Below are 14,343 nucleotides of genomic sequence, written 5' to 3'. Positions count from 1 at the left end.
CTGCACAATTGGCAAGGCAAATCCCCTTGAGGCAGGGCGCTGGCCCCGCTAAGGGTTTGACAACAGGAGGTCCGCCCATGTCGATCAACAGCTTTGGCCATCTTTACCGGGTCACCACATGGGGCGAGAGCCACGGGCCCGCCCTTGGCGCTACGATTGATGGCTGCCCCCCTGGTGTGCCGATTGAAGAGAGCATGATCCAGCAGTGGTTGGACAAGCGCAAACCCGGCCAGAACAAATACACCACGCAGCGGCGTGAGGCCGATGAGGTGCGGATTCTCTCTGGCACCTTTGAGGGCGTCACCACCGGCACGCCGATCCAACTGATGATCGAGAACACCGATCAACGCTCGAAAGACTACGGGGATATCAAGGACAAGTTCCGCCCGGGTCATGCCGACATCACCTATTTCCAGAAATACGGCATCCGCGATTATCGCGGCGGTGGCCGCTCCTCGGCGCGCGAAACGGCGGCGCGGGTGGCGGCGGGCGGACTGGCGCGCGAAGCGATCAAGGCGCTAGCCCCGAACCTGCAGATCACCGGCTATATGGTGCAGATGGGTCCGCATAAAATCGACCGGGATGCGTTCGATTGGAACCAGATCGAGCAGAACCCGTTTTGGGTGCCCGATGCCAAGGCGGCTGAGGACTGGGCCGCGTATCTCGACGGGCTGCGCAAGTCCGGCAGCAGCGTAGGTGCGATCATCGAAGTCACCGCGCGCGGCGTGCCTGCAGGCATCGGCGCGCCGGTCTATGGTAAGCTCGACACCGATTTGGCCGCCGCGATGATGAGCATCAATGCCGTCAAAGGCGTGGAAATCGGCGAAGGCATGTCAGCCGCGATGCTGACCGGAGAGCTGAACGCGGATGAGATCACCATGGGGCCAGAGGGGCCGGAGTATTCCTCCAACCATGCGGGCGGCATCTTGGGCGGGATCAGCACCGGGCAGGATGTCGTGGTGCGTTTCGCTGTGAAGCCAACCTCAAGCATCCTGACCACACGGCGCACCATCACCAAACAGGGTGAAGAGACCGAGATCATCACCAAGGGCCGCCACGATCCTTGCGTCGGCATCCGCGCGGTGCCCGTGGGCGAGGCGATGATGGCCTGTGTGTTGCTGGATCACTTGCTGCTGCACCGCGGGCAGATCGGCACCAACCGCGGACGGATCGGCCCCGAAGCATGAGGACCAGAGCATGAAAGTCGATGATTTCTCCGCCCGCCCCGCCCTTGGCGTCGGGCTGAAGATCACGGCGATCCTGCTCTTTACCTGCATGTCGGCCATCATCAAATCGCTGGCCGACGACGTGCCAGCGGGCGAGTCCGTCTTCTTTCGTTCTTTCTTTGCCATTCCGGTGATCCTGATCTGGCTGGCGCAGCGCGGCAAATTGAAAAGCGGGCTGAAGACGCAAAACCCGATGGGCCATGTCTGGCGCGGGCTGTTCGGCACCACGGCGATGGGGCTGACCTTCACTGGCCTTGGCCTGCTGCCCCTGCCCGAGGTCACCGCCATCGGCTTTGCCACACCGATTTTCACCGTGATCCTTGCCGCCGTGTTGCTGGGCGAGCAGATCCGCCTAATCCGCGTCACCGCCGTCGCGATGGGGCTGGTGGGCGTGATGATCATCCTTTGGCCGCGTTTTACCAACATCGGCACGATGGAGCAGACGGCCACCATTGGCGCACTGTTGATCCTGATGGCGACAATGGTGCGCAGCCTTGTGCAGATCCACATTCGTCAATTGGTGCAGAACGAAGACACCGCCGCGATCGTGTTCTATTTCTCGGCCACCGCGTCGATCCTGGCGCTTTTCACCCTGCCCTTTGGCTGGGTAATGCCCGATCTACAAACCTTTGGCTTGCTGGTGTTGGCAGGGCTGATCGGCGGGGTGGCGCAGATTCTGATCACCTCGGCCTATCGCTTTGGCTCGGCCTCGATGCTGGCGCCCTATGACTATACCTCGATGCTTTTCGCCATCGTGCTGGGCTATGTCTTCTTTGCCGAACTGCCGACGATGATGATGCTGGCGGGTGCGGCGCTGGTGATCAGCGCGGGCGCATTGGTCATCTGGCGCGAGCGGCAGTTGGGGATGGAACGTGGCAAAGCGCGGTCTGTCACCGATCCCAAGGCGTGATTCATTGCGGGCTTTCGCCTGACCAATCCTCTCCCTATGGTGCCCCGAAACCGGATAGAGGAGATGACCGATGAGCGACGCAGATCCGCAAGACCACAAGGAAAAGATGCAGCAGCGTCAGGCCGAACAGCGCGCCAAGGTGGCCGAGCTGCAAGACCCGGACAAGGGGCTGGTGCTGGTCCATACCGGACCGGGCAAGGGCAAATCCTCCTCTGCTTTCGGGGTCGTTGTACGCGCGCTCGGCTGGAAACAGCGCGTCGGTGTGGTGCAGTTCATCAAGGGCAAATGGAAGACCGGCGAACGGCTGTTCTTTGAACAGCTCGATGAGGTGACATGGCACACGATGGGCGAAGGGTTCACTTGGGACACTCAAGACCGCAACCGCGACATCGCCGCCGCCGAAGCTGCATTCGGCAAGGCACGCGAAATGATGGCGAGCGGAGAGTATGACCTTGTTGTGATGGATGAGATCAACATCGCCATCCGCTATGAATACCTCAAGATCGAAGACGTGATCGCCGGGCTTGATGCCCGCGAAAAACGCACCGCCGTCGTGCTGACAGGCCGCGACGCCCGGCCCGAGCTTTGCGACTATGCCGATCTGGTGACCGAGATGTCAGAGGTCAAACATCCGTTCAAAGCGGGCATCAAAGCGCAGCGCGGCGTGGATTACTAAGCCCCCACGCTTTGCATTTCTGAAAATACCAAAGGCTGTCTTTACCCAAGGGCGGCCTTTTTAATTCTCTCGCGATCCGGCGTTACATGACCGCACCATACGGCGCGGGTCTCTGCCGCCGATGGCCTCTCTGCACCGCGACATGTTACCAAAATCAACGCCTCAGTTCTATTCCGTAACATTTTGATTGAACCGAATCGCCCTGCTGTGTAAATTGCGTAGCAACAACAGGAGTACCCCCATGCAGGCATTCATCTGCGACGCGCAGCGCACCCCCATTGGCCGTTACGGCGGCGCCCTCTCTTCGGTTCGCGCCGACGATCTGTCCGCGATCCCGTTGAAGGCACTGATGGAGCGCAACCCCTCGGTAGACTGGGCGCGGGTCGATGATGTCATCATGGGCTGCGCCAACCAAGCGGGCGAAGACAACCGCAACGTGGCCCGCATGGCCGCTCTGCTAGCAGGCCTGCCCGTCGATGTCCCGGGGGCCACGATCAACCGGCTCTGCGCCAGCGGCATGGATGCCGTCGGTGCCGCCGCCCGGGCGATCCGCGCCGGCGACATGGATCTGGCCATCGCCGGTGGCATCGAGAGCATGTCGCGCGCCCCGTTCGTCATGCCGAAAGCGGAAACCGCCTTTTCCCGCAATAACGCCGTCTATGACACCACCATCGGCTGGCGCTTTGTGAACCCCAAGATGAAGGCGCAGTTCGGCGTGGATTCCATGCCCGAAACCGCCGACAACGTCGCCGCCGACCATGATGTGTCGCGCGAAGACCAAGACGCTTTCGCCGCCCGCAGCCAGCAACGCTGGGCCGAAGCGGATGAAAAGGGCCTCTTTGCCGAGGAAATCACCCCCGTCACGATCCCACAGCGCAAGGGTGACGACGTAATCGTCGACCGTGACGAGCACCCCCGCCCCGGCTCCACGCTGGAAAAACTCGCCAAGCTGCGCGGCATCAATGGCGCTGACCTGACTGTCACCGCGGGCAATGCCTCGGGCGTCAACGATGGCGCGGCAGCGATGCTGCTGGCCTCTGAGGCAGGCGTGAAAGATCACGGCCTCACCCCCATCGCCCGCGTAGTCGCAATGTCCGCTGCAGGTGTCGAGCCGCGCGTCATGGGCATCGGCCCGATCCCCGCGGTGCGCAAGGTGCTGGACCGTGCGGGCCTGACCATTGAGCAGATGGACGTGATCGAACTGAATGAGGCTTTCGCCTCCCAAGGCCTCGCTACCCTGCGCGCGCTCGGCGTGCCAGATGACGCACCCCATGTGAACGCCAATGGCGGTGCCATCGCCATCGGCCACCCGCTGGGCATGTCTGGTGCACGTCTCGTGATGACGGCGGCGCTGCAGCTCAAGCGGACGGGCGGCAAATACGCGCTATGTACAATGTGTGTGGGCGTGGGTCAGGGCGTGGCACTGATCCTCGAAAACGCAGGCTGAGGCTTCTTTCCGAGAAAGGAACAGAACGATGTATGCACAGATGATCAAATCCACCGGCAAGGGCATCAAATCCCTCGACGAGATGGACCCCGAAGAGCGCGCCTTTCAGGAGCGCATCAACGCGGGCGGCAAGATCGAGCCCAAGGACTGGATGCCCGACGGCTACCGCAAGAACCTGATCCGCCAGATCGGTCAGCACGCGCATAGCGAAATCGTCGGCCAATTGCCCGAAGGCAACTGGATCACACGTGCCCCGACACTTGAGCGCAAGGCGATCCTCTTGGCCAAGGTACAGGACGAGGCGGGCCACGGTCTCTACCTCTATTGCGCGGCGGAGACGCTGGGCGTGACCCGCGACCAGATGACCCGCGACCTCCTGTCGGGGAAAATGAAGTACTCGTCGATCTTCAATTATCCGACTCTAACATGGGCCGATATGGGCGCGGTCGGTTGGCTGGTCGACGGCGCCGCGATCATGAACCAAGTGCCTTTGCAGCGTACGTCTTATGGCCCTTACGCCCGGGCGATGGTGCGGATCTGCAAGGAAGAATCCTTCCACCAGCGCCAAGGCTTCGACATCATGATGAAGATGGCCAAGGGCACAGAGGCGCAGCGTAAAATGGCCCAAGATGCGCTGAACCGTTTCTGGTTTCCGGCGCTGATGATGTTCGGCCCCTCGGACAAGGATTCGGTCCATTCCGCGCAGTCGATGGCGTGGAAGATCAAGATGAACACCAATGACGAGCTGCGCCAGAAGTTCGTCGACGAGACGGTGCCGCAGGCCGAATACCTCGGCCTCACGATCCCCGACGAGACCCTCAAGTTCAACGGGGAAACCGGCCACTACGATTTTGCCGAGCCGGATTGGGAAGAGTTCTTTCAGGTGCTCAAGGGCAATGGCCCCTGCAACACCGAACGGCTGGCGGCGCGCAACAAGGCTTGGGACGAAGGCCGTTGGGTGCGCGAGGGGCTTCTGGCCCACGCCGAGAAAAAGCGCAGCAGACAAATGGCAGCGGAGTAAGCGACATGAGCAGCCCTGAATCCAGCGAATACAAAGGCACCGAAGCGGCCCCGCATGGCAAGGCGCGCTCCACCGAATGGCCGCTGTGGGAAATCTTCATCCGTGGTCAGCACGGGCTGAGCCACCGCCACGTTGGCAGCCTGCACGCGGCAGACGCGGAAATGGCGATCAAGAACGCCCGCGACGTCTATACGCGCCGCAATGAAGGTGTGAGTATCTGGGCGGTCGAGGCCAGCGCCATCGCGGCCTCCTCCCCCGAGGAAAAAGGCGCGCTTTACGAGCCCGCCAATGACAAGGTTTACCGTCATCCGACCTTTTTCGACATTCCCGACGAAGTGGGGGCGATGTGAGCACCGATCCTAAGTTCGAATTCCTCTGCCGCATGGGCGACAACGCCCTTGTGCTGGGCCACCGCGTCTCGGAATGGTGCGGCACGGCTCCGGTGCTGGAAGAAGATATAGCGCTGGCCAATATGGCGCTCGACTTGATCGGGCAAACGCAGCTGTGGCTGGGCATGGCGGGTGAGGTCGAGGGCGCGGGGCGTGACGCCGATAAGCTGGCTTTTCACCGCGATGTTTGGGATTTTCGCAATGTTTTGCTGGTCGAGCAGCCCAATGGCGACTTCGGCCAAACCATGATGCGGCAGTTCCTGTTCGACGCTTGGCATCTGGCGCAACTGACCGCATTGATCGATTCCAGCGATAAAGAGATCGCCGCCATTGCCGAGAAATCCGCCAAAGAGGTCACCTACCACCTCGAACGTTCCTCCGACACGGTGATCGGCCTTGGCGACGGGACCGAGGAAAGCCATCGTCGGATGCAGGCGGCGCTGGATCTGCTCTGGCCATATGTGGGGGAGATGTTCCTCGGCGATGATGTCGACGCTGCCATGAAAGATGCGGGCATCGCCCCTGATCCAGCCATCCTGCGCGCTGGCTACGACCAACTGGTCGGGGACACGCTCGCGGCAGCGACCCTGACCAAACCCGAAGATGATTTCGCCCATAGAGGCGGGAAAAGCGGCGCACGGCACAGCGAGCATCTGGGCCATATGCTGACCCAGATGCAGTGGCTGCAGCGCGCCTACCCGGACGCCACATGGTGAAACCCAGCCCCCACAGCCCCCACAGCCGCCCGGCCCCCGCGCCGGTGCCGGGGGTGGTGCGCGATACCGCCCCGCGCGGTGCCGCGTTGGCGGAAAATCCCACGTTAGAGACGGTTTGGGCATGGCTTTCGGCGATCCCGGACCCGGAGATCCCGGCCATTTCGCTTACCGATCTCGGCATCATCCGCGATGTGGCATGGGACGGCGATACTCTGGTTGTGACCATCACACCGACCTATTCGGGGTGCCCGGCCACCAGCATCATCAACCTTGATATCGAGATGGCGCTGCGCGACCACGGCATCGAAAACCTTGACCTGAAACGGCAGCTTTCTCCGCCTTGGACCACCGATTGGATGAGTGACACTGGCCGTGCCAAGCTGGAATCTTACGGCATCGCGCCACCCCGCCCCGCCGGTGGGCCGCAACATTGCCCGCACTGCAAATCCACCGCGGTGGAGCGGATCAGCCAATTCGGCTCCACCCCCTGCAAGGCGCAGTGGCGGTGTCAGGATTGCCGCGAACCCTTCGACTATTTCAAATGTATCTGAGGCCCCGATGAGCCAGTTTCACCCCCTGTTAGTGACTGATATCCACCACACCATCCGCGATGCGGTGGTGCTGACGCTGAAGCCGGAAAACCCCGAAGCTTTTGCGTTTACCCAAGGCCAATACCTGACCTTCAAGCAAGACTTCGACGGCACCGAGCTGCGCCGGAACTATTCGATCTGCGCAGGTCTGGACGATGGCGAGCTGAAGGTCGGCATCAAGCGCGTCGATGGCGGGGCATTCTCGACCTATGCCAATACCGAATTGAATGTCGGCGATACGCTCCACGCGATGCCGCCGCAGGGCAAATTCTTCACCGCGATTGAACCAGACGTGGCGAAAAACTACCTCGGTTTTGCGGGCGGGTCGGGCATCACGCCGGTGCTGTCGATCCTGAAAACCGTGCTGAAACGCGAGCCGAACTCGACCTTCACGCTGGTCTATGCAAACCGCGCGGTGAACACGATCATGTTCCGCGAGGAGCTTGAGGATCTCAAGAACCACTACATGGGGCGGTTGACGATTATCCATATCCTCGAATCCGGTCAGGATATGGAGTTGTTTGAGGGCCGTATCGATCAAGCGAAATGCGATGCGCTGTTTAAGCATTGGATTCAGATCGACAACATCGACACCTCCTTCATCTGCGGGCCGGAGCCGATGATGCTGGCCATCGCCGAGGCGCTGAAGACCAATGGTCTAAGTGAAGAACAGATCAAGTTCGAACTCTTCAGCGAAAGCCAGCAGGGCCGTCTGGCGAAACAGGAAATGGCCAAGCGCAGCGAGGGCCAGAGCGGCACCGAGATCACCGTCATCATCGACGGCGCGCGGCGCAGTTTCACCATGCAGAAGGGCCAATCGGTGCTGGAAGCCGCACTAGAGAACGGTCAGGAAGCGCCGTTCTCTTGCAAGGCCGGAGTTTGTTCGACCTGCATGGGCAAGGTGCTGGAAGGCGAGGTCGAGATGATCTCGAACCACGCGCTTGAGGATTACGAGGTCGAGCGCGGTTATGTGTTGACCTGCCAGAGCTACCCGCTGAGCGATACGCTCACCATCGACTACGACACACACTAAAGGAGCCGACATGCGCGATATTCACAGTTACGCAGCAGGCGAGTGGCTGGCCCCGGGCGCGGGCGCCCGCAACATCGCCAGCGCCATCACTGGCGAAGTGATCGCCCAAGCCGGAAACGATGCGCTCGACGCGCAGGCCATGCTGGGCTTTGCCCGCGACCACGGCGGCCCCGCCCTGCGCGCCATGACCTTCCACGACCGCGCGCGCATGTTGAAGGCGCTGGCGTTGCACCTGATGGAGCACAAACAGGCGCTCTATGACCTGAGCTACGACACCGGCGCGACGCTCTCGGACCACAAGATCGACGTGGACGGCGGCATCGGCACCATGCTGGTTTTCGCCTCTAAAGGTCGGCGCGAGATGCCGGACGCGCATGTCTATCTCGACGGCGCGCCCGAGCAACTGGGCCGCGAAGGGCAGTTCATGGGCCGCCACATCTGCACCCCGCTGCAAGGCGTCGCGGTGCATATCAACGCCTTTAACTTTCCGGTTTGGGGTATGTTGGAAAAGCTGGCGCCTACGCTGCTCGCAGGTGTCCCGGCGATCGTGAAACCGGCTACTGCGACTTGCTATGTTACCGAACACTGTGTGCGCTTGATGCTGGATAGCGGGCTGCTGCCCAAAGGCGCGCTGCAACTGGTCAGCGGCGGTCTGGGCGATATGCTGGACCACCTTGATTGTCAGGATGCCGTGGCCTTCACTGGCTCTGCCGACACCGCGCTGAAACTGCGGAGCAATCCCTTGCTGCTGCAAAACTCGGTGCGCTTTACCTCTGAGCAGGACAGCCTTAACGCCTCTGTTCTCGGCCCCGATGCCACGCCCGGCACGCCGGAGTTTGACCTCTTCGTCAAAGAAGTGCAGCGTGAGATGACTGCCAAAGCAGGTCAGAAATGTACCGCGATCCGCCGCGTCATGGTGCCAGAGGCACAGATCGACGCGGTGATCTCAGCGCTCTCAGAACGGTTGGCGAAAACCATCATCGGCGACCCGCGAGATGAAAATACCCGCATGGGGGCGCTGGTCTCCAACAGTCAGAAACGTGACGTATTGGAGAAAGTCGCGCTGCTGAGTGCCGAGGCGGAGCGGATTTTCGGCGACCCTGAAGACTTTACCGTGAAACGCGCGGACCGCGACAAGGGCGCCTTCTTGCCGCCGATGCTGTTCCATTGCGCCGATCCGGATAAGGCCGAGCGCGTGCATGACACCGAGGCTTTCGGCCCTGTCTCCACCCTGATGCCCTACCGCGATCTGGCCCATGCCACGCAGCTGCTGAACCGTGGCCAAGGCTCTCTAGTGGCCTCCATCATCACCAACGATGGTGAAGTCGCGCGCGAACTGACCATGGGCTCGGCAGCCTTCCACGGGCGGCTTTACTTCAACAACCGCAAATCCATGGGTGAGGCGACGGGCCACGGCTCCCCGCTGCCGCATATGGTGCACGGCGGGCCGGGCCGCGCAGGCGGCGGCGAAGAACTCGGCGGCATTCGCGGCGTGATGCATTACATGCAGCGCACCGCCATCCAAGGCAGCCCCGACATCCTTACCGCCATCGGCAAACAGTGGGTTCCGGGTGCGGAAGAAATTACCGACCGCGATCACCCCTTCACCCGCCGCTTCACTGAGTTGGACTTGGGCGAGACCTTTTATTCCAAGTCCCGCGAAATCTCGCTCGAAGATATTGAGACCTTCGCCAATTTCACCGGCGACACGTTCTATGCACATATGGACGACGAGGCCGCCGCCGCGAACCCGTTCTTCCCCGGCCGCGTGGCACATGGCTACCTGTTGCTCAGCTTTGCTGCGGGTCTGTTCGTGCAGCCTGATCCGGGTCCGGTGCTGGCCAATACGGGTCTCGACAATCTTCGCTTCCTTGAACCTGTCTCTGCCGGGGACAGCATGAAGGTGCGGCTAAGTGTCAAACACAAAACCCCCCGCAACGAGGAATATGGCGAGGTGCGCTGGCATGTGACCCTGACAAACCAGCGCGAGGAGGCGGTCGCGGAATATGACCTGCTGACGATGAATGCCCTCTGATTCTACCCTTCCCGCCGTCACGGCCTTCTCTAGCCTAGGTGGCCAGCGGGTCTGGTCGCTGATGGTCAGCCTTTTCGGCGATCTGGCGCAGGGAGAGGGTGATGCGATCGACGGACCGGTCCTATCGACGATCATGGGGGCGCTCGACGTGCGGCCAGAGGCAAGTCGCGTGGCGCTGCACAGGCTGCGGAATGACGGCTGGTTGCAGTCCCATAAAGTGGGCCGGATCAGCCAGCATAGTCTGACCGCGCAGGGTCGCGCGGAAAGTGCCGCCGCCAGCCCCCGCATCTATGCCGCGCCACCTGATTTGTCAGAGCCTTGGCAGATGGTGATGACCGAAGAGAACGGGCGCGAGACGGATGCCGCCCTGCGCGCCGCCGGGTTCATCCCTGCCCTGCCGCGCGCCTATGTCGGGCCCGTCGGCAATGCCCCTGAAGGCTGCCTTGCCCTGCGCGGAGAAACCCCGCCCGATTGGCTGCGCCGCGCTGTAGAGCCTGCGGAGCTTGAATCAGAATATGACGCGTTGCTTGTCGCGCTGACGACGACCGAAAATGAACTGGCCCGCGTCCGCCATATGGACGCACTTGATGTTGCCGTGCTGCGCTGCCTTATCGTGCACAACTGGCGGCGCTTAGTTTTGAAACACCCTGCCCTGCCCGGTGGGGTGATCCGACACAATTGGGCCGGCTACCAGTGCCACCTACTGGTCGATCAAATGCTGCGCCGCTATCCCCAGCCCGCCTTGCAAGAGTTAGCCGCCACTTCGGCAGCGGGCTGAGCCTGTGCAAAGCGCTGCTTTCCCATGGCGGGCAAGCGCGGTATAGACGACGGCATGACAAATTTCCTCTATCAGAATGACCTGCCGGATGACCTCGACCTTGGGCCGATGGTCGCCATTGATTGCGAGACGATGGGCCTCCACCCGCACCGCGACCGACTTTGCGTTGTGCAACTGTCGGGCGGCGATGGTCACGCACATCTGGTGCAGGTCGCCAAGGGCCAGACCGAGGCGCCGAACCTCTGCGCACTGCTGGAAAATCCCCAGGTGCTGAAGCTGTTTCACTACGGTCGCTTCGACATCGCCGCGATGCTCAACACCTTTGGTGCCACCGCCGCACCAGTCTATTGCACCAAGATCGCCAGCCGTTTGGTGCGCACTTACACAGACCGGCACGGACTTGCCAAACTTTGCCAAGAACTGCTGAGTGTCGACATCTCGAAACAGCAGCAATCCAGCGATTGGGGGGCCGAAAAACTGACCCAAGCGCAGATCGACTATGCCGCGTCGGATGTGCTGTATCTGCACCGTCTGCGCGATGAACTTAACAAACGCCTGATACGCGAAGGTCGGATGGACATGGCGCAGGCCTGTTTCGATTTCCTGCCGATGCGCGCCAAGCTGGATCTGGAGGGATGGCCGGACACGGACATCTTCGCACACGCATGAACACACCTTTCCTCGACACCGCCCGCCGCGTGATCCGCTGCGAATCCGATGCGCTGATCCAGCTTGCCGAGAGCCTTGATGATCGTTTTCGAGCCGCCGTTGATCTGATGCGCGCCTGCAAGGGCCGGGTGATCGTCACCGGCATCGGCAAATCGGGCCATATCGGCAACAAGATCGCGGCGACGCTGGCCTCTACCGGCACGCCTGCGCAATTCGTGCACCCGGCAGAGGCAAGCCACGGCGATCTGGGCATGATCACCGCCGCCGACGTGGTGCTGGCGATTTCAAACTCGGGCGAGGCACCGGAACTGGCGAACCTTATCGCCTATTCGCGCCGCTATGCGATCCCGCTCATCGGCATCACCAGCCGCCCCGACAGCAGCCTTGGACGTCACAGTGACGTGGTGCTGGAACTGCCCCGCGCGGCAGAGGCCTGCGGCACCGGCGTGGTGCCCACCACTTCGACGACGCTGACGCTGGCGATGGGCGATGCGGTGGCCGTGGCCCTGATGGAGAACCGCGCCTTCACCGCCGAACATTTCCGCGACTTCCACCCCGGCGGCAAGTTGGGCGCGCGGCTGAGCCGCGTGGCCGATCTGATGCATGTAGGCGATGCGCTGCCCGTGGTCTCTGTCGATGCCCCAATGGCCGACGCACTGAGCGAGATCAGCCGCAAGGGCTTTGGCGTGGTCTGCGTAACAGATAAGGCAGGTGCCCTGTCGGGGATCATCACGATGGGCGACCTTGCGCGCCACCTTGACGGTTTGATGACCATGACCGCGGAAGAAGTCATGACCTCCGCGCCAATCACCATCGGCCCCGAAGAATTGGCAGAAAAAGCCGTTGGCGTAATGAACAACCGCAAGATCACCTGCCTGATCGTTACGGACCCCTCGCAAAACGATGGCAAGACGCCGCTAGGCCTGCTGCATATCCATGACTGCCTGCGCGTCGGGCTGGGCTAAAGCGCGATGAAGGCCGATCGCCACTCACGCGTTGTTTCTTGGCTGAAAGTGCTCTTTCCGCTGATCGCGTTGGCGCTGCTGTCGACCCTGTTCCTGCTGTCGCGCGCGATTGAACCGCAGGCGGTTATCCCATTTGCGGATAAAGAAGTGCAAGAACGTCTGCGCGATCAGCAGATTACCGGCCCCTTCTATTCCGGCACCACGGCGGATGGCGATCTGATTTCATTTTCTGCCGAAAAGCTGACAACCCCCGGCGGCGTAAGCGGCACGAATGAAGCCGTAGACCTTGAGGCCACACTAGACTTGCAGGGGGGCGCCAAGATCACCCTTCAATCCAGCCGCGGCAGATTTGATACCGGCGCAGAGGAGGCGGAACTGGCAGGCGATGTGAAGATCAACACTTCGACCGGCTACCAGATCCTCTCTGAGCGGATGACATCGAACCTCACTACACTAGATCTTCTATCGCCTGGCCCGGTCAAAGCGACCAGCCCGGCGGGCGAGATCACCGCCGGAAGCATGGCAATCACCAATCGGCAGAACAGCGCCGGCTCGCAATTGCTTTTCACCAAGGGTGTGAAACTGATATACACGCCGCAAGCAACGAAAGAGTAAATGCCTTGAGACACTTGTTTATTTTGATGCTGCCGCTGCTTTTCGCGCTGCAGGCCGCCCCTGTCTCTGCTCAATCGGCCAGCGTGGCCTTTGGCGCGCTAGAGCAAGATACCAGCCTGCCTGTCGAAGTGACCGCAGATAATCTATCGGTTGATAACGCATCAGGCACCGCAGTTTTCACTGGTAACGTCCTGATTTCCCAAGGTGAAATGACGCTTTCTGCCGGTAAGGTGCAGGTGATTTATCGTGCGGCGGACCAAGGTATTGCCAAGCTTGAGGCGACCGGCGGCGTGGTCTTGGTTGCGGGCGAAGACGCCGCTGAATCGCAGCGCGCCGACTATGACATCGACGCGGGCACCTTGGTAATGAGCGGCGACGTGTTGATGACCCAAGGCGGAAGTGCGCTGAGTGCGCAGGAAATGACGGTGAACCTCACCAGCGGTACGGCGCAGATGTCGGGACGTGTGAAAACCATTCTGCAGCCCGGCAGCGCCAACTGATGCCCCCCGAGCTCAAGGTTGCCGAGGGCGAATCCGGCCTGCGGATCAGCCATCTGCGTAAATCATACCGCAAAAAAGCGGTGATCTGCGATTTCTCGATGGAGCTTGACCGCGGTGAGGTCGTGGCGCTTTTGGGTCCAAACGGCTCGGGCAAGACAACCACTTTCTATGCCGTGGCCGGGCTGGTCACGCCCGAAGGTGGCCGCGTGACAGTGGACGGCAAGGATGTGACCACCCTGCCCATGTATCGCCGCGCGCAGCTTGGGATCGGTTATCTACCGCAGGAAATGAGCATCTTTCGCGGGCTATCGGTGCAGGACAACATTAGCGCAATCCTTGATATTCGGGTGAAGCACCGTCACCAACGCCGTGAACGGCTCGAAGAATTGCTGACCGAGTTTTCTATCGAACACCTGCGCCGCGCACCCGCGTTGGCGCTGTCGGGGGGGGAACGTCGCCGCGTCGAAATCGCCCGCTGTCTGGCCGCCAATCCCAGTTACTTGTTGCTTGATGAACCTTTCGCCGGGGTCGATCCGATTTCAGTCGGAGACATCCGACAATTGGTCGCCGATCTTAAAAAACGCGGCATTGGCGTGCTGATTACTGACCACAATGTCCGCGAAACCCTAGAGATCGTAGACCGTGCCTATATCCTGCACGAAGGCAAGGTATTGATGTCGGGAACGCCCGAAGAAGTTGTGCAAAACGAGAATGTGCGCCGCGTCTACTTGGGCGATAACTTCCGCATTTCCTAAGACTTAGCGCTTTCTTGC

The 14,343-nt window shown here is 61.2% G+C and carries 16 protein-coding genes; all 16 read left to right on the top strand.

All coding sequences use genetic code 11. The features are described 5' to 3' along the window. The first annotated feature begins 77 nt into the window (after window positions 1–77). The 16 genes from aroC (at window position 78) to lptB (ending at window position 14,325) form a co-directional block, all read left to right on the top strand. Window positions 78–1,187 carry a chorismate synthase gene (gene aroC, locus BM229_RS11090; RefSeq protein WP_093927701.1) on the top strand — a complete coding sequence of 370 codons (1,110 nt, stop codon included), beginning with the start codon at window positions 78–80 and terminating at the stop codon, window positions 1,185–1,187. 10 nt (window positions 1,188–1,197) lie between these two features. Further along, window positions 1,198–2,136: a DMT family transporter gene (locus tag BM229_RS11085; RefSeq protein WP_093927700.1), complete on the top strand. Its 939-nt coding sequence runs from the start codon at window positions 1,198–1,200 to the stop codon at window positions 2,134–2,136. Between the two features lie 70 nt (window positions 2,137–2,206). Then, on the top strand, window positions 2,207–2,812 hold the full coding sequence (gene cobO, locus BM229_RS11080; RefSeq protein ID WP_093927699.1) for a cob(I)yrinic acid a,c-diamide adenosyltransferase: 606 nt from the start codon (window positions 2,207–2,209) through the stop codon (window positions 2,810–2,812). A gap of 241 nt (window positions 2,813–3,053) precedes the next feature. Then, window positions 3,054–4,259: a 3-oxoadipyl-CoA thiolase gene (pcaF, locus tag BM229_RS11075; protein WP_093927698.1), complete on the top strand. Its 1,206-nt coding sequence runs from the start codon at window positions 3,054–3,056 to the stop codon at window positions 4,257–4,259. A gap of 28 nt (window positions 4,260–4,287) precedes the next feature. Further along, window positions 4,288–5,280: a 1,2-phenylacetyl-CoA epoxidase subunit PaaA gene (gene paaA / locus BM229_RS11070; RefSeq protein ID WP_093927697.1), complete on the top strand. Its 993-nt coding sequence runs from the start codon at window positions 4,288–4,290 to the stop codon at window positions 5,278–5,280. A gap of 5 nt (window positions 5,281–5,285) precedes the next feature. Further along, window positions 5,286–5,630: a 1,2-phenylacetyl-CoA epoxidase subunit PaaB gene (gene paaB / locus BM229_RS11065; protein ID WP_093927696.1), complete on the top strand. Its 345-nt coding sequence runs from the start codon at window positions 5,286–5,288 to the stop codon at window positions 5,628–5,630. Window positions 5,631–5,662: 32 nt separating this feature from the next. Further along, window positions 5,663–6,385 (top strand): 1,2-phenylacetyl-CoA epoxidase subunit PaaC, encoded by a 723-nt coding sequence (gene paaC / locus BM229_RS11060; protein ID WP_244152169.1) that lies wholly within the window; start codon window positions 5,663–5,665, stop codon window positions 6,383–6,385. Beyond that, window positions 6,379–6,936, top strand: coding sequence for a 1,2-phenylacetyl-CoA epoxidase subunit PaaD (gene paaD / locus BM229_RS11055; RefSeq protein WP_093927694.1), 558 nt, complete (start codon window positions 6,379–6,381; stop codon window positions 6,934–6,936). Before paaC ends, paaD begins: the two co-directional genes overlap by 7 nt. Before the next feature lie 7 nt (window positions 6,937–6,943). Next, the gene (locus tag BM229_RS11050) at window positions 6,944–8,008 is read left to right on the top strand and encodes a 2Fe-2S iron-sulfur cluster-binding protein (RefSeq protein WP_093927693.1); all 1,065 of its coding nucleotides are present in this window, start codon (window positions 6,944–6,946) and stop codon (window positions 8,006–8,008) included. A gap of 10 nt (window positions 8,009–8,018) precedes the next feature. Then, complete coding sequence (gene paaZ, locus BM229_RS11045; protein ID WP_093927692.1) at window positions 8,019–10,043, top strand: phenylacetic acid degradation bifunctional protein PaaZ; 2,025 nt, start codon at window positions 8,019–8,021, stop codon at window positions 10,041–10,043. Next, a complete protein-coding gene (locus BM229_RS11040) occupies window positions 10,033–10,821 on the top strand; it encodes a PaaX family transcriptional regulator C-terminal domain-containing protein (RefSeq protein WP_093927691.1) in 789 nt (262 codons plus the stop codon). Before paaZ ends, BM229_RS11040 begins: the two co-directional genes overlap by 11 nt. A gap of 54 nt (window positions 10,822–10,875) precedes the next feature. After that, window positions 10,876–11,490: a ribonuclease D gene (locus BM229_RS11035; RefSeq protein WP_093927965.1), complete on the top strand. Its 615-nt coding sequence runs from the start codon at window positions 10,876–10,878 to the stop codon at window positions 11,488–11,490. After that, on the top strand, window positions 11,487–12,455 hold the full coding sequence (locus BM229_RS11030) for a KpsF/GutQ family sugar-phosphate isomerase (protein ID WP_093927690.1): 969 nt from the start codon (window positions 11,487–11,489) through the stop codon (window positions 12,453–12,455). The genes BM229_RS11035 and BM229_RS11030 overlap by 4 nt, the downstream gene beginning before the upstream one ends. A 6-nt stretch (window positions 12,456–12,461) precedes the next feature. After that, on the top strand, window positions 12,462–13,070 hold the full coding sequence (gene lptC / locus BM229_RS11025; RefSeq protein ID WP_093927689.1) for an LPS export ABC transporter periplasmic protein LptC: 609 nt from the start codon (window positions 12,462–12,464) through the stop codon (window positions 13,068–13,070). A 5-nt stretch (window positions 13,071–13,075) separates the two neighbouring features. Then, window positions 13,076–13,570: a lipopolysaccharide transport periplasmic protein LptA gene (gene lptA / locus BM229_RS11020; RefSeq protein ID WP_093927688.1), complete on the top strand. Its 495-nt coding sequence runs from the start codon at window positions 13,076–13,078 to the stop codon at window positions 13,568–13,570. Continuing rightward, the gene (gene lptB / locus BM229_RS11015) at window positions 13,567–14,325 is read left to right on the top strand and encodes an LPS export ABC transporter ATP-binding protein (protein WP_093927687.1); all 759 of its coding nucleotides are present in this window, start codon (window positions 13,567–13,569) and stop codon (window positions 14,323–14,325) included. Before lptA ends, lptB begins: the two co-directional genes overlap by 4 nt. Window positions 14,326–14,343: the final 18 nt, after the last annotated feature.

This window comes from Sulfitobacter dubius (assembly GCF_900113435.1).
Classification (GTDB): Bacteria; Pseudomonadota; Alphaproteobacteria; order Rhodobacterales; family Rhodobacteraceae; genus Sulfitobacter; species Sulfitobacter dubius.
Note: the sequence above shows the minus strand (reverse complement) of the source record. Positions and strands in the feature narration are given on the sequence as shown.

Bases quoted from the DNA above. Each gene is read 5' to 3' on its own strand.
- paaC (WP_244152169.1), top strand. From the start codon at position 5,663: ATGGGCGACAACGCCCTTGTGCTGGGCCACCGCGTCTCGGAATGGTGC.
- BM229_RS11030 (WP_093927690.1), top strand. From the start codon at position 11,487: ATGAACACACCTTTCCTCGACACCGCCCGCCGCGTGATCCGCTGCGAA.
- lptC (WP_093927689.1), top strand. From the start codon at position 12,462: ATGAAGGCCGATCGCCACTCACGCGTTGTTTCTTGGCTGAAAGTGCTC.
- BM229_RS11085 (WP_093927700.1), top strand. From the start codon at position 1,198: ATGAAAGTCGATGATTTCTCCGCCCGCCCCGCCCTTGGCGTCGGGCTG.
- paaA (WP_093927697.1), top strand. From the start codon at position 4,288: ATGTATGCACAGATGATCAAATCCACCGGCAAGGGCATCAAATCCCTC.
- paaB (WP_093927696.1), top strand. From the start codon at position 5,286: ATGAGCAGCCCTGAATCCAGCGAATACAAAGGCACCGAAGCGGCCCCG.
- BM229_RS11050 (WP_093927693.1), top strand. From the start codon at position 6,944: ATGAGCCAGTTTCACCCCCTGTTAGTGACTGATATCCACCACACCATC.
- aroC (WP_093927701.1), top strand. From the start codon at position 78: ATGTCGATCAACAGCTTTGGCCATCTTTACCGGGTCACCACATGGGGC.
- pcaF (WP_093927698.1), top strand. From the start codon at position 3,054: ATGCAGGCATTCATCTGCGACGCGCAGCGCACCCCCATTGGCCGTTAC.
- paaZ (WP_093927692.1), top strand. From the start codon at position 8,019: ATGCGCGATATTCACAGTTACGCAGCAGGCGAGTGGCTGGCCCCGGGC.
- paaD (WP_093927694.1), top strand. From the start codon at position 6,379: ATGGTGAAACCCAGCCCCCACAGCCCCCACAGCCGCCCGGCCCCCGCG.
- BM229_RS11035 (WP_093927965.1), top strand. From the start codon at position 10,876: ATGACAAATTTCCTCTATCAGAATGACCTGCCGGATGACCTCGACCTT.
- BM229_RS11040 (WP_093927691.1), top strand. From the start codon at position 10,033: ATGCCCTCTGATTCTACCCTTCCCGCCGTCACGGCCTTCTCTAGCCTA.
- cobO (WP_093927699.1), top strand. From the start codon at position 2,207: ATGAGCGACGCAGATCCGCAAGACCACAAGGAAAAGATGCAGCAGCGT.